The sequence below is a fragment of the Marinobacter pelagius genome (genome assembly GCF_900114925.1).
Taxonomy (GTDB): Bacteria; Pseudomonadota; Gammaproteobacteria; order Pseudomonadales; family Oleiphilaceae; genus Marinobacter; species Marinobacter pelagius.
On the sequence record NZ_FOUR01000001.1, the window covers coordinates 482701 to 503234 of the forward strand.

The 20534-nt window shown below is 61.0% G+C and carries 18 protein-coding genes; 15 read left to right on the forward strand and 3 right to left on the reverse strand.

Annotated features, from left to right (window positions below):
- Positions 1 to 88 precede the first annotated feature (88 nt).
- Positions 89 to 1159, forward strand: coding sequence for a GGDEF domain-containing protein (locus BM254_RS02160; RefSeq protein ID WP_245777335.1), 1071 nt, complete (start codon positions 89 to 91; stop codon positions 1157 to 1159).
- On the opposite strand, the gene BM254_RS02165 is transcribed toward BM254_RS02160, so the two are convergent.
- Positions 1156 to 2076, reverse strand: a complete 921-nt coding sequence (locus BM254_RS02165) for an alpha/beta fold hydrolase (protein WP_091998102.1) — start codon at positions 2074 to 2076, stop codon at positions 1156 to 1158. The genes BM254_RS02160 and BM254_RS02165 overlap by 4 nt on opposite strands.
- Before the next feature lie 197 nt (positions 2077 to 2273).
- On the opposite strand from BM254_RS02165, the gene folE reads away from it, so the two are divergent.
- From folE to BM254_RS02215, 10 genes are all read left to right on the forward strand, one after another.
- Complete coding sequence (gene folE / locus BM254_RS02170; RefSeq protein WP_091998104.1) at positions 2274 to 2843, forward strand: GTP cyclohydrolase I FolE; 570 nt, start codon at positions 2274 to 2276, stop codon at positions 2841 to 2843.
- Between the two features lie 25 nt (positions 2844 to 2868).
- Positions 2869 to 3243: a dihydroneopterin triphosphate 2'-epimerase gene (gene folX / locus BM254_RS02175; protein WP_091998105.1), complete on the forward strand. Its 375-nt coding sequence runs from the start codon at positions 2869 to 2871 to the stop codon at positions 3241 to 3243.
- A 20-nt stretch (positions 3244 to 3263) separates the two neighbouring features.
- Positions 3264 to 3692: a CoA-binding protein gene (locus BM254_RS02180; RefSeq protein ID WP_091998107.1), complete on the forward strand. Its 429-nt coding sequence runs from the start codon at positions 3264 to 3266 to the stop codon at positions 3690 to 3692.
- 9 nt (positions 3693 to 3701) lie between these two features.
- Positions 3702 to 5954, forward strand: coding sequence for a putative bifunctional diguanylate cyclase/phosphodiesterase (locus BM254_RS02185; RefSeq protein ID WP_091998109.1), 2253 nt, complete (start codon positions 3702 to 3704; stop codon positions 5952 to 5954).
- Positions 5955 to 6012: 58 nt separating this feature from the next.
- Positions 6013 to 6327, forward strand: a complete 315-nt coding sequence (locus BM254_RS02190; protein WP_091998111.1) for a hypothetical protein — start codon at positions 6013 to 6015, stop codon at positions 6325 to 6327.
- A gap of 235 nt (positions 6328 to 6562) precedes the next feature.
- Positions 6563 to 7006, forward strand: a complete 444-nt coding sequence (locus tag BM254_RS02195) for a MerR family transcriptional regulator (protein ID WP_091998113.1) — start codon at positions 6563 to 6565, stop codon at positions 7004 to 7006.
- Positions 6999 to 9605, forward strand: coding sequence for a heavy metal translocating P-type ATPase (locus BM254_RS02200; protein ID WP_091998115.1), 2607 nt, complete (start codon positions 6999 to 7001; stop codon positions 9603 to 9605). The genes BM254_RS02195 and BM254_RS02200 overlap by 8 nt, the downstream gene beginning before the upstream one ends.
- A 123-nt stretch (positions 9606 to 9728) precedes the next feature.
- Entirely contained in the window at positions 9729 to 10178 is a 450-nt protein-coding gene (locus BM254_RS02205; protein ID WP_091999129.1) for a DUF411 domain-containing protein, read from the forward strand.
- A 123-nt stretch (positions 10179 to 10301) separates the two neighbouring features.
- Entirely contained in the window at positions 10302 to 12017 is a 1716-nt protein-coding gene (locus BM254_RS02210; protein WP_091998117.1) for a sensor domain-containing diguanylate cyclase, read from the forward strand.
- Positions 12018 to 12108: 91 nt separating this feature from the next.
- Positions 12109 to 14094: a ribonuclease R family protein gene (locus tag BM254_RS02215; protein ID WP_091998119.1), complete on the forward strand. Its 1986-nt coding sequence runs from the start codon at positions 12109 to 12111 to the stop codon at positions 14092 to 14094.
- Between the two features lie 11 nt (positions 14095 to 14105).
- Here the strand turns inward: BM254_RS02215 and BM254_RS02220 are convergent, their stop codons facing one another.
- The gene (locus BM254_RS02220) at positions 14106 to 15002 is read right to left on the reverse strand and encodes an acyltransferase (RefSeq protein WP_091998121.1); all 897 of its coding nucleotides are present in this window, start codon (positions 15000 to 15002) and stop codon (positions 14106 to 14108) included.
- A 196-nt stretch (positions 15003 to 15198) separates the two neighbouring features.
- Between BM254_RS02220 and BM254_RS02225 the strand changes: the two genes are divergently transcribed.
- Entirely contained in the window at positions 15199 to 16350 is a 1152-nt protein-coding gene (locus tag BM254_RS02225) for an alpha/beta fold hydrolase (RefSeq protein WP_091998123.1), read from the forward strand.
- A gap of 170 nt (positions 16351 to 16520) precedes the next feature.
- Here the strand turns inward: BM254_RS02225 and BM254_RS02230 are convergent, their stop codons facing one another.
- Entirely contained in the window at positions 16521 to 17192 is a 672-nt protein-coding gene (locus tag BM254_RS02230; protein WP_091998125.1) for a haloacid dehalogenase type II, read from the reverse strand.
- 131 nt (positions 17193 to 17323) lie between these two features.
- On the opposite strand from BM254_RS02230, the gene BM254_RS02235 reads away from it, so the two are divergent.
- The 3 genes from BM254_RS02235 to tpx all read left to right on the forward strand — a co-directional run bounded on the left by BM254_RS02235 (position 17324) and on the right by tpx (position 20442).
- Complete coding sequence (locus BM254_RS02235; protein WP_091998127.1) at positions 17324 to 18235, forward strand: LysR family transcriptional regulator; 912 nt, start codon at positions 17324 to 17326, stop codon at positions 18233 to 18235.
- 236 nt (positions 18236 to 18471) lie between these two features.
- Positions 18472 to 19692 carry a Bcr/CflA family multidrug efflux MFS transporter gene (locus BM254_RS02240; RefSeq protein ID WP_091998129.1) on the forward strand — a complete coding sequence of 407 codons (1221 nt, stop codon included), beginning with the start codon at positions 18472 to 18474 and terminating at the stop codon, positions 19690 to 19692.
- Positions 19693 to 19944: 252 nt separating this feature from the next.
- Positions 19945 to 20442, forward strand: a complete 498-nt coding sequence (gene tpx / locus BM254_RS02245) for a thiol peroxidase (protein ID WP_091998130.1) — start codon at positions 19945 to 19947, stop codon at positions 20440 to 20442.
- Positions 20443 to 20534 lie beyond the last annotated feature (92 nt).

Consider the following 20534-nt stretch of genomic DNA (forward strand, 5'->3'; position numbering starts at 1 on the left):
GCTTTCTGCTTCATTAATAGGCAAAGGTCACGAGAGGGCCTGAATGCTTTCATGGAACGTAAGCCAGAATCACCACCAGGAGAAGGATTTGAATATCACGGCGTCCGACAGTTCGCTGGCAACGACACCGACCCTTGCGGTTCTCGGGTTCAAACGCCAGCTGGTGTACCATCTTCATTTCTGGGCATTCGTCGCCGTGGCGCCGCTGGTACTGGTGCAGTGGAAGCAGGACCATTTTCTGTTATCCGGGCTGTTGCTCCTGTTCTGCCTCAATGCCCTGCTCGTTATCGCCTTCCTGCGCCTGAAGGGTACCTATTTCCTCAAAGGTCGGCTGTTTCCCCTGCTGGCCGTGGTCTGTGCCGCCTACTCCACCAGCATTAATGGTCACTCCGGCCTGTACTGGGCCTACCCGGCCGCCACTGCCCTGTTTTTCCTGCTGCCGCTGCGGGAAGCAATCGTCAGCAATGCCATCTTTGTCGCCATCATGGCGGTGGTGTCGTTCGTGAAGTTTCCGGAGGCGGATTTCTGGCGGATCACCTTCTCCCTGGGGCTGACCTGCCTGTTTGCCATGATCTTCGCGTGGCTGGTGGGCAAGCTCCAGCAGGAACTCACCCGCCTGGCCACCACCGACCCCTTGACCGGTTGCCTGAACCGTTCGCAGCTCTCCGATGTCCTGAACAGCCAGATCCAGATGCGGGAGCGGTATGACCGGATTTCCAGCCTGATCCTGCTGGACCTGGACTATTTCAAGACCATCAACGACCAATGGGGTCACCTGGCCGGCGACAAGGTCCTCAAGGAGATGGCGTTGCGATTGCGCAAACGGTTACGGGAAAACGACAAACTGTTCCGGATCGGCGGTGAGGAATTCATGATCGTGCTGCCGGAAACCGGCGAGCGGGATGCCAACACCCTGGCCCACCATCTGTTGGCCGGCATCAGCGGCAAGCCCTTTCTCGACAATATCAAACTGAGCGCCAGTGCCAGTGTGGCAGAGGTGTCCCGGGGCGAAACCTGGTCGGTGTGGCTGAATCGGGCCGATCAGGCGCTTTATGACGCCAAATCCCGCGGCCGCAACCAGGTGATCAATGCCGGTCGCCCTGAAACCACCAGGACCCCCGAACCTGACGGCGGAATCCCGGATCCCATGATCAGCTAGCCACCGGCCAGCTGTTTGCGAAAATCCCGGTACCCGGTGAACACGTCCCAGGGGCTTTCGAAGTGGGGATAGTGACCAACGTTACGCAGGCTGACCATATCCGCGTCCCGGATCAGCTCCCGGTAGCGCCGGGCCATGGCGACGCCGGACACCGGATCGGCGGTACCGGAGATCAGGCGCATGGGCAGGCGCGCCAACTGCAGTGCACCCACCCATCGGTTCCGGTGACAGCGTCGCTCCTCCATGAACTGGATCAGATGGTGCAGGATGCCCCGGCCGTTGTTGTAGGTCAGCAGGTGCCAGAAATCCTCGAGGTCCTGGCGGTCCGGCGGATTCTGGGTGCCAAACAGGCGCCGGAAGTTGTATTCGAAGGTGCGCCGGGTCAGGCCGCGGCTGATCAGGCCGCCTAACGGGCTGCGCAATACCCGTTGTATGAACAGGGGGTTATGAACTTCGGGGAAAAGTGCGCCGTTGAGGAAGCAGACCGAACCGATCCGGAAATGCAGTCGGTCCTCCTGGTCCCGGGCCAGCAACTCCTGAACCACGCTACAACCGTAATCGTGGGCAAACAGATGCACTGTCCCCAGTCCCAGCCCCTCAAGCCAGCCCTGCACCAGATCCGCCTGATCCTCAATGCTGTAGTGGTAGCCGGTCGGTTTGTCGGAAAAGCCGAAACCCAGCATGTCCAGAGCCAGTACTGAATGTTGCTGAACCAGCATTGGCCAGATCCGGCTCCAGTCCCAGCTGGCGGTGGGAAACCCGTGCAGGAGCACCAGTGGTTCGCCCTGACCGGCCATCCGGCTGAAAATGGCGTGGCCGCCGTAGCTGAACCACTTGCCTCCCTGCTGCCAGCCCTCGAGGCTTCCCGCCTCCCGCGCCTGGGCACCCGCCCAGGCTCCGGCTATCACGTGATCCATGGGTCATCCCCGACATGTGACTGAATGCCTGAAACTTTAAAGCAAAGAACGGGAACCCGCCATAGCCCGGGCGCGGCTGCCGACATGACTTTCCGGGAATGTGGTCTTTTCCCACGCCGGCTGCGTAAAGCGTAGAGATGAGGGGCAAATTGCCTTAAGCTTTGGCCCTTGAAAGTGACAGCCAACCGGAAACGATTATGACCAAACTCCTTGATGACCTCGCGGGCCACTACCGTGCCATTATTGACGGACTCGGCGAAGACTCCAACCGCGAAGGTCTGCAGGACACCCCCATGCGCGCGGCCAAGGCCATGCAGTTCCTGACCCGAGGCTACCAGCAGGATCTCGGCGACCTGGTCAACAATGCCGTGTTCGAGTCCGCCATGGACGAAATGGTAGTGGTCCAGGACATCGAGCTGTATAGCATGTGCGAACACCACATCCTGCCATTCATCGGCAAGTGCCACATCGCCTACCTGCCCCAGGGCAAGGTGCTGGGCCTTTCGAAGTTCGCCCGCATCGTGGACATGTACGCCCGTCGCCTGCAGATCCAGGAAAACCTGACCCGGCAGATTGCCGAGGCCATCGAAAGTGTCACCAACGCCAAGGGCGTTGCCGTGGTAATCGAGGCCCAGCACATGTGCATGATGATGCGCGGTGTGGAAAAACAGAACTCCCGCATGAAAACCTCGATGATGCTGGGCCAGTTCCGTAAATCCCAGGCAACCCGTACAGAATTCCTCAACCTGATCGGCAACAACCGCTGAGGCCCAAGCGGGCAACGGAGATGGTATGACAGACGTTATCGGGAAAAAGCAGGCCCGGGTGCGCATCAAGAACCTGTTGCTGCGCGCCTACATCGGCATCAAGGAAGAAGAGATCAACAACCAGCAGGATGTGGTGATCAACGTTGAACTGACCTACGACGCCAGTGATGCCATCCACCAGAACGAGATCGATGCGGCCCTGAACTATCGCACCATTACCAAGCAGATCATCGCTCATGTGGATGGCAACCGGTTCGCACTGCTCGAGCGTCTGACTCACGAAGTACTGAGCATTGTCATGGAGCATGGTGCGGTACAGTGGGCGCAGGTGGAAATCGACAAGCCCCACGCGTTACGCTATGCCGAATCCGTGTCCGTGTGCCTTGAGGCGCACCGTTAATCCGTAGCAGAGAGGCATTCATGCCCAGCAACTCCCCGGAAGAGATCCGTTCCATCCTGGAAAACGTGCACACCATTGCTCTGGTGGGCGCCAGCGAAAAAACCAACCGGCCTTCCCATGAAGTCATGGAATTTCTCCAGGGGCAGGGCTACCGGGTAATCCCGGTCAACCCTCGCCTGGTCGGGCAGACCCTGCTGGGCGAGACCGTATTCCCGGATCTGAAATCCGTGCCGCAGACAGTGGATATGGCCGACCTGTTCCTGGCCCCAGAACGCACCGATGCGGTCATCGACCAGGCCATCGAGCTGAAGATCCCGGTGGTGTGGATGCAGATCGGCGTCATCAACCAGCCGGGCGCAGCCCGGGCCGAGGATGCCGGACTTACGGTAGTGATGGACCGCTGCCCGAAACAGGACATTTCGCGCCTGGGCATCACCAAAAAACACTGAGGGTCGGTCATGGGCCCCACCAACAACATCCTTGCCCGCGCCCTGCTGAGCCCCGTTTTCCCGGTTCTCATCCTGCTGGCATTCCTGGCCCTGGCGGCCGGCTTGCGCTATGGCATGATTCACCAGGACGATCATCAGATCCGGGCCAACCTGGCCAACGAAGCGGTCGCCATGGTCGACCACCTGGAGCGGGAATTCACCATCCACGCCCAGGCCATCAACCGGATGGCCGCCCGGCTGCACGTGGAACCGGAAACCACCGAGGCCGCCTGGCGCGCCGATGCCCGCCATTACCTCAACGACTTTGGCGTCTACCAGGCCATCGAATGGATCGACCGGGAATTTGTCATCCGCTGGCTGGAACCGGTTTCCGGTAATCACAATGTCGTGGGCTACAACGTCGCCTTCTCCGACCGCCGTCGCCAGGCCCTGGAGACCGCACGTACCACCGGCCAGTACGACATTTCCGGGATCATCGACCTGAAACAGGGCGGCAAGGGCATGGTGATTTACGCACCGGTGGGCACCGGAGCCGACAACAACGGCTTCATTGCCGGGGTGTTCCAGATCGAGACCCTGATCCAGCAGTTGTTGACCAGCCGCGTGCTGCAGTCATTCCAGGTGGACATCCGGGACAACGGTGAACTCAGTTACCAGCTCAACAGGCTGGCTGACACCAGCGAACACTTTGCCCAGACCGAAACGGTCGACCTGCCAACCCTGGACTGGACGCTGACGATCCGGCCCACCAGCACCTGGGTGGGTAACCAGCGCAGTGACTGGCCCTGGCTGACGTTCACCGCCGTCCTGTTCATGGGCCTGCTGACCAGTCTGACCACCCTGCTGGCCCAGCTGATTCTCAAGCGCAACCGGGCATTGCTGAAAACCCGCCGGGAACTGGAGCAGGAAATCGACCAGCGCAAGGAGATCCAGCAGGATCTGGCCCGCCTGGAATCCACCGACACCCTCACCGGTCTGGCCAACCGCCGGTTCTTCATGGAGGACCTGGCCCACACGCTCGGCATTGCCGGGCGCCAGAACCGGCAGGTGGCCCTGATCATGCTGGACCTGGACCGGTTCCAGATGCTCAACGACTCCCTTGGCCACCAGTTCGGTGACGAGCTCCTGGTCCGGGTTGCCGAACGCCTGAACCAGCTGAGTGATGAGCGCATCCTGGTGGCCTACTCCGGGGGCGACGAGTTCATGTTCTGCCAGCAGCAGGTGGAGACGATCGATGATGTCATCCACCTGCTCGGCCATATCAAGCATTGCTTCGAGACGCCCTTCGAGGTTCACGGCGAGGGCCACCGGATTACCGCCACCATGGGTGTGGCGATCTACCCCCAGAGCGGGCAGGATGCCGATACCCTGCTGCGCAATGCCGATGTCGCCCTGTACCGGGCCAAGGAGCAGGGACGCAATTCCTATCAGTTCTATACCGAAGGCATGCAGGAACGGGAAGTCACCCGCCTGGAGCTGGACAAGGATCTCGACCAGGCACTGGCCAACAACGAGTTCGTGCTCCACTTCCAGCCCCAGGTCGACCTGGAGACCGGGGAGATTCACAGCGTGGAGGCGCTGATCCGCTGGCAACACCCTCGCCGCGGCCTGTTGTCGCCGGTGGAGTTCATTCCCCTGGCCGAGGAAAGTGGGCGGATCACGGATATCGGTCGCTGGGTGGTGGCCGCCGCCTGTCGCCAGCTGGCAGCCTGGAAAGGCACTTCCTGCAAGGACCTGCGCATCGCCATCAACCTGTCCGGGCGGGAACTGGACGATGAGCATCTGGTGGATGACATCCGGGAAACCCTCGAAGCGGAGCATGTGCCGGCCAATCATCTGGAAGTGGAGCTGACCGAAGAGATCTTCATCCAGAACATTGAACACAACCGCAATCAGCTGGGGCGGCTCCATGAGCTCGGCGTCAATCTGGCCATCGATGATTTCGGTGTGGGCTATTCTTCCCTGGGCTATCTGCGGGACTTCCCGGTGGATCTGCTGAAGATCGACCGCTCGTTCATTACCTCGGTGACCGAGCGCCACGATGACTCGGTGATCACCCGGGCGGTGATCAATCTGGCCCACAACCTGGGCATCCGGGTGATTGCCGAAGGTGTGGAGACGGAGGAGCAGCTGGATTTCCTCAGGCAACACGGTTGCAACCTGATCCAGGGTTACCTGATCAGCCGGCCGATTCCTGCCGTGGAACTGGAAAAGGCCCTTGAAGCGGGGCTTCTGAATCTCGGCACTCCGGAGAGCACCTGATTGTAATGGCCGATCGTTATCCCCATGATGTCTGGAACAATTCTATGGCGTGTGTTTTATGGCAGCGAAGTATCTGACTCCCGAGCAGGATGCGCAGATCCGGCGGTGGGAGCGCTGGAACCGCAATTACTTCATTTTTGCGTTTGTGGCGCTGACAGTGGTGCTGGTGTTCAGTAGCCAGCTGGGGCTGTCCAGTGGCGAGAACTGGGGTTCCCTGGGGGTTCTGATTGCGGCTCTGATCGCCCCAATCATTGTGTTGCAGCTGCGGCTGCGGTGTCCGGCCTGTGGCCACAAGATCGGCTGGCAGGCGAAGCTGATGGCGCCGGATCAGTGCAAGACCTGCGGAACCTTCCTGCGCGCCAAGGGGCGCTGACCTCTCCTTCCTCAAAGTCCTCAAAAAACCTTTGACCTGTGAGTTGCTCACAGGTTTTAGGCTATCTTCATTAGTTGAGTTATCACTGGTGCATGCCGTGTCCGGTTGGGCTATCGGTATGAAACACGCTCAAGCACGTCCCTGTGACGCTTGAGCTCCGCCATCCATGGCTCCGCACAGTTTCATACCGATAGCCCAACCGGCCGCTCCGCCAACTCAGGGTGGAAACGTCATTATGAAAGTCAAAGAAATCGCCCAGGCCGCCGGTGTGAATCCCGACACCGTCCGCTTCTACACCCGGGAGGGTCTGCTCAATCCGACCCGCAACCCAGACAACAATTATCAGCAGTACGACGCCGATGACCTGCGCCGGCTGCGGTTTGCCCGCAAGGCTCGGCAGCTGGGGTTTTCGCTGCCGGAGATACGGTCGATTCTGGATCAGGCCGATGACCACCATTCGCCGTGCCCGATGGTGCGGGAGGTGTTCGAGAAGCGGTTGGCCGAGGTGGAGCGGGAGATTGCCGAGTTGCAGCAGCTGCGGGAGCGGATGAAGAGTGCTCTCGGGATCTGGCGCGATATGCCGGATGGCACGCCGGACGGTCATACGATCTGTCGGCTGATCGAGCATTGGGACGAGCCGGCCCTCGCCAAAGATACGGAGGCGTATTCAGATGACTGAGACAACCGAACTGCACCGGGCATTGTCCATTTCAGGGGCGTCCTGTCAGGGCTGTGCGAAAAAGATTCGTAACGCGCTTGAACCTCTGACCGGTGACACCGAGCTGGTGGAGGTGAATCTGGAGGAGCAGACGGTCGCCTTGCCCGAGGGTGTCGACCTTGAGGAGGCGGCACGGCGGGTGACGGACGCAGGCTATCCGGCCGAACCGGTCAAAGAGGCCGATGAACAACCGGCCAGTTGTTGCGCCGGCAAGGCGAAGGCTGAGACTTCTGAGGGGCATACTCACCAGGATCATTCCGGGCACCAGGCGGAAACGCCGGATGAGGTTGCCCCAGAGGCGCCGGCCGGGGGTGACCAGGTCAGTCTTTCGGTCTCCGGTGCTACCTGCGCCTCCTGCGTGAATACCATCGAGAAGGCGATGATGTCGGTTTCAGGCGTTTCCCACGCCCATATGAACCTGGCGGACAACACCGCGACGGCGACCGGGGACGCGGATCCGCAGGCACTGGTCAGGGCCATCGAGAGTGCCGGTTATGGCGCCAGTGTGATCGAGAATGCCGACGATGCGGATGAGCGTAAGCAGGCAGAGGATCGCAGGCAGTACCGCTCACTGCTGATCAAGATGGCGGTGAGTCTGTCCCTGGGTCTGGGTCTGATGATCTGGGGCATGGGCTTCGGGTCGATGATGGTGACCGAGGCCAACCAGACCACCTGGTTGGGACTTGGTGTTCTGACGTTGATCGTGATGGCCGCCACCGGCGGGCATTTCTACACCGGGGCCTGGAAGGCGTTCCGGCATCATAACGCCAATATGGACACGCTGATTGCCGTCGGCACAGGTACCGCCTGGCTGTATTCCATTGTCGTGGCCAGCGTGCCGGAGTTGTTGCCGGAGATGGCCCGGCATGTGTATTTCGAGGCCTCGGCGATGATCATCGGTCTGATCAATCTGGGCCAGGCACTGGAGTTGCGGGCCAAGGGCAAGACGTCGGAGGCGGTCCGCCGGCTGCTGGATCTGCGGGCGAAAACCGCCCGGGTGATCCGGGATGGCCAGGAGCAGGACATTCCGGTGGAAGAGGTGCGCAAAGGCGACCGGGTCCGGGTGCGTCCGGGCGAGAAGATTCCGGTGGATGGCGTCATCCGCGAGGGCAGCAGCCGGGTGGACGAGAGCATGCTGACCGGCGAGCCCATGCCGGTGAGCAAGGCCGAGGGTGACGAGGTTTCCGCCGGCACCCTGAATACTCACGGCTCAATCATCTATGAAGCCACCCGGGTCGGCAGCGAGACGGCCCTGGCGCAGATCATCCGGCTGGTGAAAAAGGCCCAGGGCTCCAAGCCCGCCATCGGTCGCCTGGCAGACAAGATCTCGTCGGTGTTCGTGCCCACGGTGATGATCATCGCCGTCTTTTCGGCGCTGGTCTGGTACAACGTCGGGCCGGAGCCGGCGGTCGTGCACATGATGGTGGCCGCCACCACGGTGCTGATTATTGCCTGCCCGTGTGCCCTTGGGCTGGCCACGCCGATGTCGGTGATGGTCGGTGTCGGCAAGGCCGCCGAGTATGGCGCCCTGATCCGCCAGGGGGATGCCCTGCAGACCGCCGGCAAGCTGGATCTGGTGATCCTCGACAAGACCGGAACCATCACCGAGGGGCATCCTGGGGTCACCCGTGTGCATTCGGCCAACGGTGACGAGTCCCGGCTGCTTGCCCTGGCCGCCGGCCTGGAGCAGCACTCGGAGCATCCGCTGGCAGAGGCAATTCTGGCAAAAGCACGGGATGAGAACATCGAGCCGGAAAAGGTATCCGGCTTCGAGGCCATCAATGGCAAGGGCGTCCGGGGTGAGCTGGACGGGCAGACCGTAAACCTCGGCAATCGCCGCTGGCTGGAAGACGAGGGCCTGACTCTGGACAGTCTCTCTGACGCCGCCGATACCATCACGGCAGAGGCCGGCACCCCGCTGTACCTGGCCCTTGGCGACGAGGTTCTGGGGGTGATCGGGGTGGCCGATGCCATCAAGCCCGATTCAAAAGCCGCCATCAAGCGGCTGCACCACGCCGGCATCAAGGTGATGATGGTTACCGGCGACGTGGAGGCAACGGCACGGGCCATCGCCAGTAAGGCGGACATCGACGATTACCGGGCGGAAGTCCTGCCCGAGGACAAGGCCGAGGTGGTCAGCGAGATGCGTGGCAAGGGCTACACCGTGGCCATGGTCGGTGACGGCATCAACGATGCGCCCGCGCTGGCGGCTGCTGATGTCGGCTTCGCCATCGGCACCGGCACGGATGTGGCCATCGAGAGTGCCGCCATCACCCTGATGCGCGGGTCCCTGCACGGGGTGCCCGATGCCATCGAGATTTCCCGGGCCACGGTGAAGAACATTCACCAGAACCTGTTCGGGGCCTTCATATACAACTCCCTGGGTATACCGGTGGCCGCAGGCCTGCTCTATCCTTTGTGGGGCATCCTGATGAATCCGATCCTGGCCGGCGCGGCCATGTCCCTGTCTTCGGTCACCGTGGTCTCCAACGCCAACCGTCTGCGGCTGTTCCGAACCAGCCACAATCCGGAGCGTACTGAACACAAGGAGCAGAACTGATGGACACTTTTCTGGTCAACGCCGGAGGGATTGTACTCATGGCCGCCATTGTCTGGTGGTTCTGGCTGAGCGATTCCGGCAGCAAAGCGTCCGACGAACATCAACATCATTGAGGTGAACACCATGAAGAAACACACCCTGGCCCTTGGCCTCGCCGCTGCCCTCGGTTTCAGCACCACCGCCCTTGCCGGCGGCGCCGCCCAGAGCATTCATGTGTACAAATCACCCACCTGTGGCTGCTGCACGGACTGGGTCGACCATCTGGAAGAAAACGGCTTTGACGTGAAGGTGACCGATACCAACGACCTGAACCCGATCAAGATCAAGGCCGGGCTGACGCCGGCCCTGGCAAGCTGCCACACCGCGTTTGTCGGCGACTATGTGATCGAGGGTCATGTGCCGGCCAGTGACATCCAGCGTCTGATCTCGGAAGCGCCCAAAGTCACGGGACTCAGCGTGCCCGGCATGCCCGCCGGCTCCCCCGGCATGGAAATGGGCGACCGCAAGGATCACTACAAAGTGATCATGTTCAATGATGCCGGCCAGACCCGGGTTTTCTCCGAGTACAATTAACGGCTGACGGATGCCTGTCGCACATGGCAGGCTCCGACTTCTGTCTATTTTTCCTACACTGTCCTTCACCAGTGTTCTATGATGAGAAGCAGGTCTCAAACGGAACATTGGCAAGGACACCCCTTGAGTCTCAAAACCCGAATTCTTGGTCTCGCCGCCGCACTGATCATCGTGGCGGCGAGTGCTTCCTGGCTGGCTTATCGCGAGCTCTCCGAGAACATCATCGAACGCTGGGGCCAGCAAGTCGCGGAGATCCAGGTCCGTTATGACAGCGCCCGCCTGCTGCAATCCCTGGAGCGTGAGATCGGTCTTGCCAGGCAGATGGCCAGCTCATCAACCCTGATCCAGTGGGCACAAAATCCCGACGACCCTGCCCTGCAAGCCGACGCCATCCGGCAGATGGAAAGCTTCCGTTCCAATTTCCGGGACAACAGCTATTTCGTCGCGCTTCGCCAGAACGGCCATTACTACTACAACAACGCCGCAAACGAGTATGCCGGCAACCAGTACCGCTATACCCTGGACGCCAACAAGCCCGAGGACGCCTGGTTTTTCCAGCTCATTGACGAAGGCCGGGATTTCCATCTGAACGTGAATCCGGATGTGGAGCTGGGCGTGACCAAGGTCTGGATCGACGTGCTTATGCGCAACGACCAGGGTGAAATAGTCGGGATGGTGGGCACCGGCCTGAATCTGGACGATTTCCTGCAGGATATCGTGGATATCGGGCAGGAAGGCATCACCACCCTGTTCGTCGACTACAACGGTGCCATCCAGCTCTACCGGGACCGTAACTACATCGATTTTGCCAGTATCATCAAGCCCGAAGGCCAGAAGAACACCGTCGACCTGCTGTTCGAAGATCCCCAGGACAAGCAACAGATCCTTGGCATGCTGCAGATGCTCAAGCAGCGGGAGGGCCGTGTTGGTGCCGTGGAGAGCGGGTTTGTGACCGTGGATGGACGCAAGCATCTGGCCGGTGTCGCCTTTCTGCCCAACATCGGCTGGTTCGAAATCACCCTGGTGGATCTCGATACCCTTGTCCCCACCAGTTATCTCTGGCCCCTGGTCGCGGTCTTCCTGGTCAGCCTGCTGATCTCCCTGGTGCTGTTCCACCTGATCATCCAGTCCCGCATTCTCCGCCCGGTGGTGGCTCTGGAAGATGCGGTCAAGCGCCTTCGGGAGGGCAATTTCAATCTGCCCTACCTGCCCAAGCCGGACAACGAGATCGGCCGGCTGGTGGATCACTTCGAAACCATGGCCAACCGGGTCCAGCTCAACACCCGGGACCTGGAACAGAAAGTCGCCCAGCGGACCGAGGAGCTGCAGCGCCTGGCCCGGATCGATGCCCTGACCGGACTGAAGAACCGTCGCGGGCTGGATGAACTGCTGGAAGCGGAAATCGAGCGCAGTGACCGCAGCCAACAGGACTTTGGCCTGATCTGGCTCGACATCGATCATTTCAAGGCCATCAATGACAGGCACGGCCACCAGGCCGGCGATGAAATTCTCTGTCGCGTTGCACTCTGGCTCAGGGCCAACGTCCGGCCCTATGACCAGCCCGGGCGCTGGGGCGGCGACGAGTTCGTGGTTCTGCTGTCACCCTGTGATGCCCCGACCCTGGAGCGGATTGCCAGACGAATCTGTGAGGGTGTCGAGGAGGAGAGCCGCAAGACCGGATTGCCGGTGACCGTGAGCGTCGGCGGTTATCTCTGGAAGCCCGGCGACAGCAGCGATACCATCCTCCGCGAGGCGGACCGGGCGCTCTACCAGGCCAAGGCCGGCGGCCGTAATCAGGTCTGCATCCAGGAAGACTCCAGCGTCCTGCCCGAAGCCTGAGTTACGGGTTACCACACCGTATCTGACGGCTGCTTTCATAACCGTTATACTCCGCCCCAACATCCATTTTTTGCAGCCAGGTTCCTCTTACATGCTCAACGCCGACGCTCTCAGTCAATTGCGCCAGCTCAAAACCGATATCAAGGAAAACAAGGTGGTCTTCCCCGGTACCGTTAAGGCCACCAACGGGCGCTTCGGCTTTGTTGCCCTCGATGAGGGCCGTGATGTGTTTCTGCCCCCCGAGGAGATGCAGAAAGTGCTGCCCGGCGACCGCATTAACGTCACCGAGCACGAGGTGGAAAAGGGCAAGACCCAGGGCGTGGTGGACGAAGTGCTGGAAACCCACCTGACCACCTTTGTCGGCCGTTACCTGATCAAGGGCAAGGGCCACTTCGTGGCGCCGGACACCCCGGGCATCAACCGCTGGATTTTCATTCCGCCCAAGGAACGCAAGGGCGCCCAGCCGGACGATTACATCTACTGCCAGATCCATCGCCACCCGTTCAAGGACGGCAAGGGCCAGGCCCGGGTGCTGCGGATCATCGGCAAGGCCGGTGAGCCCGGCATCGAACGCTCCTTTACCCTGGCCAGCTTCGACCTGGCCGACACCTGGCCGGAGTCGGTCCGGAAACAGGCGGACAGCCTGAGCGAGGACAGCCTGGAGGCCCACCACGAAGGCCGGGAAGATCGCACCGACCAGCCCTACGTGACCATCGACAGCCCGGGCACCCAGGACATGGACGACGCCTTGATGGCCACGCCCAACGCCACTGGCTGGACCCTGTCTATCGCCATCGCCGACCCGACCGCGGTCATCAAACCGGGTACACCGGCGGAGGAAGAGGCATTCAACCGCGCCACGGCGATCTACTTTCCGGGCGAACCCTTGCCCATGCTGCCGGACGCCATCAGCACCCGTCTGTGTTCATTGATGCCGGAGGTGAAGCGACTGGCCCTGGTGTGTGACCTGCAGGTCAACAACGATGGCAGCCTGGGAGATTACAGCTTCCACCAGGCAGTGATCCGCTCCCGGGGCAAGCTCAGCTACGACCTGGTATCGCACCTGATCGAGGGCCGGGAGGACGACGAGATCAAGGCCCTGCCGGATGCCGTCGCCAACAGTCTGGACCAGCTGCATCAGACGGCTACGGCCCTGCGTAAATGGCGCAGCGAGCACGCCCTGCTCAGCACCGACCGGCCGGAATTCCGCCTGCGCCTGGACGAGAACAAGCGAATCCGGTTGATCGAACCGGCGGTCCAGAACGAGGCGCATCGCCTGGTGGAGGAGTGCATGGTGGCTGCTAACCGCTGTGCTGCCGACTTCCTACGGCAGCGGGGTGAAGGCCTGTTCATCCAGCACCCGGGCCTGCGCGACGATCGTGCCGAGAATATCCGCAAACTGCTGGAGAGCCACGCGCCGCACCTGGCCGACCTGGATGCCAATTCTGCCGAGGGCTTCAAGGCCCTGATGAAGCAGACCGAGGATCTGGAGGCGGAGGTGCCGGTTAAGGCCATCATCTCCCGTCAGCTGGCGCGGGCCGAATTGCGCTTCGAGGCGGCACCGCACCAGGGCATGGGCCTTGCGGCCTACACCACCTTCACCTCGCCGTTGCGCAAGTTCTCGGACTTTTACGTGCACCGGCTGATCAAGGCCAGCCTCTGGGATACGCCGATCAAGCCATTGAACGCGCAGCAGCTCGAAGCCCTGCAGGCGAGCCAGATCCGCGCGCGCCAGGCCGCCAACTCACTGGAAGCCTGGCTCAAGAGCGACTACGCCAAGTCCCTCAACGAAGAACCCATGGCCGGCACCATCAGCCGGACCGTTCCCTCCGGCTTCTTTGTGCGCCTGGACTGCAACGGCCTCGAAGGCTTTGTCAGCTGCCGGGACCTGGAAGGAAAGTTCAGCTTCGATCCGGTGACCCTGCGCCTGGTGCACAACAAGAACGGCCGCATCTTCCAGCTGGAGCAGCGGGTGAACGTCACCTTTGCAGGCGTGGATGACGAGTGCCGCCAGATCAACTTCAAGCTGGTGGACGCCGAGGAAATCCAGAACGGTAACGACGAAGCCGGCAGTTAAAAACCGCCGGCTTACCGGTCGGCCAGCATCCGCTCCAGCCGCGCGTCCTTCGCCTGCCATAGTTCCGCCAGCCAGTTCTTCACGTTCCGCCGATGTTCGGCATCGGCGGAATAATCCCGACCTTTCAGGTGTTCCGGAATGGTCTTGGTATGGATCTCCATCCGGATGGCCTTCACCTCACCACAGAGGAACTCCCAGAACGTGGGCGCGCCATCGGGATAGGCAATGGTGAGGTCCACCAGGGTCTCGATGGAATCACCCATGGCATCCAGCACAAAGGCTACACCGCCCGCCTTCGGGGTCAGCAGGTGTTTGTAGGGTGATTTCTGTTTGTCGTGCTTGGCCTGGGTAAACCGGGTGCCCTCGACAAAGTTCATCACGCTCACCGGGGTGAAGCGGAACTTCTCGCAAGCGTGGCGGGTGGCCTTGAGGTCCTCACCCCGCTTTTCCGGGTGCTTGATCAGGTATTCCCGGGTGTAGCGCTTCATGAACGGGAAATCCAGGCCCCACCAGGCCAGGCCGATCACCGGCACCCAGATCAGTTGCTGCTTCAGGAAGAATTTCAGGAACGGTGCCCGCTTGTTGAACACCCGCTGCATGGCCAGGATGTCGACCCAGCTCTGATGGTTGCTAAGAACCAGGTACCAGCTTTGGCGCTCCAGCTCCTCGGCACCTTTCACGTCCCAGCGGGTGCCGTGGGTGAGCTTCATCCAGCCGATGTTGCAGGCCACCCAGGCTTCGGCGATGGCGATGATCCAGCGGGTGCACAGCACGCGAAAACCCTTGATCGGGACGATCAGCTTCAGGATTGCCGGGATGTACAGCAGGATGCACCAGAACAACGTGTTGATGCCGAGGAGGATGGAATTGAGTACGCCCTTGACCGGGGCCGGGAGGAAACTGAGCATGGCTTTCCTGCTTCTGGTTTTTGTGTCCGATGGCGCCGCATGATAGCAAGGGCCGGCGATAATGGGCAGTGGCCCGATGTGACCGGTTTGCCCGCCACGGTGGACGGTTTTGCCATAGGCACCACACGCTCCCGGGGTTAGCCTTGCCACCTGTTTTCTCTAAACTGGTGTGATCAACTGTTCCATGGAAATCCCGATGCCCAATCCGTTCAAGTCGGTGCTCGACAAAACCTCCGGCCTGACCCGCCAGACCACCATCTATGCCGGCAATGCTTTTGACCGGGTGTTCCGCGCCGCCAGCCTGGTCCAGGCCGGCCAGACGCCCTTTGAGACACTGCATTCCGACGGTCTGGTCAGCCTGCGCTACTACCCGCCGCTGCAGGAAGATTTCATCGAACTGGACGATCTGACCATTCCGGTGGAACGGACCACCCACCGCACACCGATCGTCATCATCCCGCCACTGGCGGTCAACATGCTGATCTATGATCTGTTTCCCCAGCGCAGTCTGGTCCGTTTCCTGCGCGCCAAGGGTTTCGAGGTCTACCTGATCGACTGGGGTGTGCCGAAGCGCGAACACAGCCACTACAGCCTGCACACCTATGTGGCGGAACTGCTGCCTGACTATCTGAACCGGGTGCGCGAGCACTGTGGTGAGCAGGAGCTGTCCCTGCACGGCTGGAGTATGGGCGGCATGTTCACCCTGTTCTACTCTGCCCTGAGTCGGGACCAGCATGTGCGCAATGCCATTGTGCTGGGTTCGCCCATCGACAGCCACGCCTCCGGGTTCATGGGGGTGGCGTCCCAGGCCATTGCCGAGGCGGCCGAGGTGATTCGCAAGCGTACGGGCTTCCGGATCCACAATCTGAAACCGCACTGGTTCCATACCCCCGGCTGGGCCAATACCCTGGGGTTCAAGCTGACCAATCCGATTGGCAGCGTGATGGGCTACTGGGAGCTGATTGTGCGGCTGGGGGACCGGGAGTTTGTGACCAGTCATGCCACGACCTCGGCGTTCCTGGATCGCATGGTGGCGTATCCCGGCGGGATTATTCAGGACACGGTGGTTCGGGTGTGGATCGATAATCAGTTGTCGAAGGGTGAGATCCAGATCGGTGAGGATATTGCCCGGCTGGAGAACGTGAGTGCCAACTTACTGGCGATTGCCGGTAGTGAGGATACGATGGTGACGCCGGGGGCGGCCAAGCGGGTGATGGATCATGTGAGTTCCGGGGACAAGACATTTCGGGTGGTGCCTGGGGGGCATATGGGGATTCTGGCGGGGAGCAAAGCGCCCAAGGAGAGCTGGTTGGAGATGGCCGAGTGGCTTGCTTTGCGGTCTGACTAGCATTTCAGCCTTTCAGGATTTCAAGGTTTCGACTCTGTGCATGGCGGCGGATGTTGGGTAGGGCTGTCCAAAACCCGCTCCTTCGGCACGTCCATGTGACGCTTGAGCTCCGCCATCCATGGCTCCGCACAGTTTTGGACAGCCCTACCCAACAACCGCCTCCGCTAACTTTAGAGGCTTGCCAGTGTCGAAGGCAGCTCTGAGAGGCTGCTGATTACTGCAGAGGGTTTAATGCCCCAGTCTTCAAAGATCTTATTACCATCCCTTTGCACCCAGATCGCCATTAACCCCGCAGCTCTGGCACCAATGACATCCCACGCATTACTCGACACCAAGCACAGCGGCTGGTCCCAAGCGCCTGTCGCCCGCCTTGCGTAGGTGTATACCGCCGGGTCGGGTTTGAAGCTCTTGATATCGTCGACCGATACCAGGTCGTCGAACTGGTCCAGTAGGTTATTGTGCCCCAGCACCTTCTCCAGTGCCGGGTAACTGCCGTTGGAGAACGCAAACAGCGGGTATTTTCCCTTAAGCGCCTGAAGCGCGGGCAGGGAATCCTCGAACGCGGGTAATGCGAGGTAGGCGGCCATCAGTTCGTCTTCCCGGTCCTGGGACAGTTCCAGTTTTCGGGTGGCCATGGCGTAGCGCAGGGCCTGGCGGGTGCAAACGCCGAAATCTTCGTAGGCTTTCATCAGGCCTTTGCGGAACGAGAACTCCAGCTGTTTCTCGCGCCAGAGGGCGGCTACCGATTCGGCCTGGTCGCCGGCGTCCTGCCGTAACAGGTCGGACATGCCCATGGGGTCCACCAGGGTGCCGTAGACATCGAACGCCAGATGCATGGTCATAGAATGAGCCTCGTTTCGTGTAGTTGTCTTGTCCGTTACGACTAACCGTACTACAGAAGTCCCACATTTTTGAATAAACACTCAAAGCGCAGAGATGGCCGACCATCCGGGCACAGGTTACACTGCCATTCATGAACCCGATTGATACATTGAACCTGGATTTTCGCGCGCTCAGTACCTTCCTCGCCGTTCTGGACGAGGGCAGTGTGTCGCGGGCTGCCCTTCGGCTGGGCGTGACCCAGTCGGCGGTCAGTCATACGCTGGAGCGACTCCGGCAGGGGCTGGGGGATCCGCTGTTCGTGAAGTCCGGCCGGGGTATCGTGCCGACCCGCTATGCCCTGCAGGCGGGGCCGCATATTCGGCAGATCCTGGACGATCTTCACTCACTCTCCGCCGGCCCTCCGTTCAGCCCGGCCACGGCCGAGTTTACGTTCACCATTGCCGCCAATGATTACCAGAGGGATCTGCTGCTTCCGGGCCTTGTTAAAATCCTGCGTAGGGAAGCACCGGGGATCAGCCTTCAGGTGATTCCGTCCGGGATTCCGAGTGCTGACATGCTGCGCAAGGATGTGTGCGACCTGATTATTTCCCCCCACCCGCCGGAAGCTACGGACATCATGCAGCGTGGGCTGATGGCCGATCGCATGGTGGTGTTCTATGACCCTTCCCATCGCGAGCCACCCAATGATCTGTCGGACTACCTCAAGGCCGATCACATCGCCCTGCTCTTCGCCACCGGCGAAAAACCCAGTCTTGATATCTCGATCTCGGCTCGGGGTCTCACGCGGCGCAACGTGGTTACGGTCTCCAACTTCTCCGGGCTCCCCGAGTTCCTCCGGGGCACCGATATGCTGGCAACGGCACCGGAGCGGATGAGCAAGCACCTGATGCGGGATTTTGCCTGGGTGCCGCTGCCCTTCGATTTCAAGCCCTTCACGCTGCTGATGCTCTGGCATCGCCGCAACCAGAACGATCCGGCCCATAAGTGGTTAAGAAATCAGGTGAACGCGGTTGCAGCCACCATGAACAGGCTTGACGGCTAATCAATTAGTTTTGTTCATATATCCTATGAACGATAGCCCCGTTATCTTTCGCCTCCTTCCACCCTAGACTTCCAACACGTAGTAGGTCGGCCAGGTTGGGATAGCCTTTCCGAAACACGCTCCTTGCGGCACGTCCATGTGACGCTTGAGCTCCGCCATCCATGGCTCCGCACAGTTTCGGAAAGGCTATCCCAACCCGGCCTGTCGAACTCTTTTGATAACGCAACAGGACCACGATGCTCACACTCACCAGTGTCTGGACAACGATTTTATTGGCAGCGGCCGTCGCCCTGGGTCCCCTGGCGACGGACATGTACCTGCCTGCGATGCCGCAAATCGGCAGCGACTTCGGTACCGGCACTGACCAGGTCCAGTTGACGCTGAGCCTCTACCTGGCGGGCTTTGCCATCGCACAGCTGATCTGTGGCCCGCTGGCCGACCGGTTTGGTCGCAAGCCGATCATGATTGGCGGCTTTGTCCTGTTTGCACTGGCCAGCCTGGGCTGTGCCCTGGCCACCAACATCGAAACCCTCCAGGTCTGCCGCTTCCTCCAGGCTCTGGGCGGTTCCGCCGGGCCGGTTCTTGGCCGTGCCGCCATCCGGGACATCTACACCCCGCGCGAAGCGGCAAAAATCCTCGCCATCCTGGCCAGCATCATGGCCGTGGCGCCGGCGGTTGCTCCGACCATCGGCGGCGTACTGGTAACCGGCCTGGGCTGGTCGTCCATCTTCATCGCGCTCGGCGCCTACGCCCTGATCATGGCCGTGGTCGTTGCCTACGGCATTCCTGAACCCATGCGCCCGGAGTATCGCCAGCCGCTCAAGCCCTGCGCCCTGCTCAAGAACTATCGTCGCATCATCACGGATGTCAGCTTTCTGGGCTACTCGCTCACCAATGCAGCTATCTTTGCCGGACTGTTCGCCTTCCTGTCCGGATCTTCTTTCGTGCTGATCGATTTCCTCGGAGTCGCTCCCCGGCACTTCGGCCTCTACGCGGCCTGCGTGGTCGCCGGCTTCATCATCGGCAACCTCACCGCCGTGCGCCTCGGCCGCAACCTCAATACCGATCAGATTCTCGTCCGTGGACTGATGGTCGCCGTTGCGGGCGGGGCCACTATGGCCATCCTGGCCTACCAGGAAATCTACAACGTCTGGGCCGTCATCCTGCCCCAGGCCCTGTTCATGATCGGCACCGGCATGGTCCTCCCCCAGACCATGGCTGGCGCCCTGGCCAACTTCCCCACCATGGCCGGCTCCGCCTCCGCCCTGTTCGGCTTCATCCAGATGGCCCTCGCCGCCGTAGCCGGAGGCCTCGTCGGCCACTTCCACGACGGCACCTCCCTGGTCATGGCCAGCATCATCGCCGTATGCGCCGCCATCGCAATGGCCTGCTACCTGATCCTGGTCCAACGCCACCCGGCTCCCGGCTTCGAGCCGCAGGGTGCATCCAGCCGATAGTGGTCTGGTCTGATTGAATCCACCTCGGTGGTTGGAGTCCGGGTAGGGGCCTGCTTTCCAAAACTGTGCGGAGCCAAGGATGGCGGAGCTCAAGCGTCACAGGGACGTGCCGCAGGAGCGGGTTTTGGAAAGCAGGCCCCTGCCCGGACCGGCACCCAACCAGAACAGCGATAATGACAATCAAAGTCATCCAAACTAGTCTGGGAAGAGTAGATCAGTAAAACCCCAAACCGGACTCAACAAGGAGCCAAAATGAGCAAAGTCACCCTGGACGGCAACCCCATCGAACTGAGCGGCAAATTCCCCCAACCGGGCGACAACGCTCCCCCCTTCACCCTGACCAACAGCGGCCTGGAAGAAGTCAAACTCGACAACTGGGCGGGCAAGCGCAAGATCCTGAACATCATCCCCAGCATCGACACCGGTGTCTGCGCCGCCTCCACCCGCAAATTCAACGAGAAGGCCGGCAACCTGGACAACACCGTGGTGCTGGTGGTCTCCGCCGACCTGCCCTTCGCCGCCTCACGCTTCTGCGGCGCCGAAGGCCTGAAAGATGTGGAAACCCTGTCCACCTTCCGTAACTACGCGTTCCAGCAGGACTACGGCGTCGCCATCCAGGATGGCCCGCTGGCCGGCCTGTGTGCCCGTGCCGTTGTGGTGCTGGACGAGAACAACAAGGTGCTGCACAGCGAGCTGGTGAACGAAATCAAGAACGAGCCGGATTACGACGCCGCCCTGAACGCACTCTGATACCCTCCCGATCGGCTGCCGGGGCGTTCAGGCTCCGACAGCCGATCTGCGTTATACTCTCCAGCCTTTTCACCCACTCCCGATACCACGCA

Bases quoted from the DNA above. Each gene is read 5' to 3' on its own strand.
- BM254_RS02165 (WP_091998102.1), bottom strand. From the start codon at position 2,076: ATGGATCACGTGATAGCCGGAGCCTGGGCGGGTGCCCAGGCGCGGGAG.
- BM254_RS02235 (WP_091998127.1), top strand. From the start codon at position 17,324: ATGAACCCGATTGATACATTGAACCTGGATTTTCGCGCGCTCAGTACC.
- BM254_RS02190 (WP_091998111.1), top strand. From the start codon at position 6,013: ATGGCAGCGAAGTATCTGACTCCCGAGCAGGATGCGCAGATCCGGCGG.
- BM254_RS02220 (WP_091998121.1), bottom strand. From the start codon at position 15,002: ATGCTCAGTTTCCTCCCGGCCCCGGTCAAGGGCGTACTCAATTCCATC.
- BM254_RS02185 (WP_091998109.1), top strand. From the start codon at position 3,702: ATGGGCCCCACCAACAACATCCTTGCCCGCGCCCTGCTGAGCCCCGTT.
- tpx (WP_091998130.1), top strand. From the start codon at position 19,945: ATGAGCAAAGTCACCCTGGACGGCAACCCCATCGAACTGAGCGGCAAA.
- BM254_RS02215 (WP_091998119.1), top strand. From the start codon at position 12,109: ATGCTCAACGCCGACGCTCTCAGTCAATTGCGCCAGCTCAAAACCGAT.
- BM254_RS02225 (WP_091998123.1), top strand. From the start codon at position 15,199: ATGCCCAATCCGTTCAAGTCGGTGCTCGACAAAACCTCCGGCCTGACC.
- BM254_RS02205 (WP_091999129.1), top strand. From the start codon at position 9,729: ATGAAGAAACACACCCTGGCCCTTGGCCTCGCCGCTGCCCTCGGTTTC.
- folX (WP_091998105.1), top strand. From the start codon at position 2,869: ATGACAGACGTTATCGGGAAAAAGCAGGCCCGGGTGCGCATCAAGAAC.
- BM254_RS02180 (WP_091998107.1), top strand. From the start codon at position 3,264: ATGCCCAGCAACTCCCCGGAAGAGATCCGTTCCATCCTGGAAAACGTG.
- BM254_RS02200 (WP_091998115.1), top strand. From the start codon at position 6,999: ATGACTGAGACAACCGAACTGCACCGGGCATTGTCCATTTCAGGGGCG.
- BM254_RS02195 (WP_091998113.1), top strand. From the start codon at position 6,563: ATGAAAGTCAAAGAAATCGCCCAGGCCGCCGGTGTGAATCCCGACACC.
- folE (WP_091998104.1), top strand. From the start codon at position 2,274: ATGACCAAACTCCTTGATGACCTCGCGGGCCACTACCGTGCCATTATT.
- BM254_RS02240 (WP_091998129.1), top strand. From the start codon at position 18,472: ATGCTCACACTCACCAGTGTCTGGACAACGATTTTATTGGCAGCGGCC.
- BM254_RS02230 (WP_091998125.1), bottom strand. From the start codon at position 17,192: ATGACCATGCATCTGGCGTTCGATGTCTACGGCACCCTGGTGGACCCC.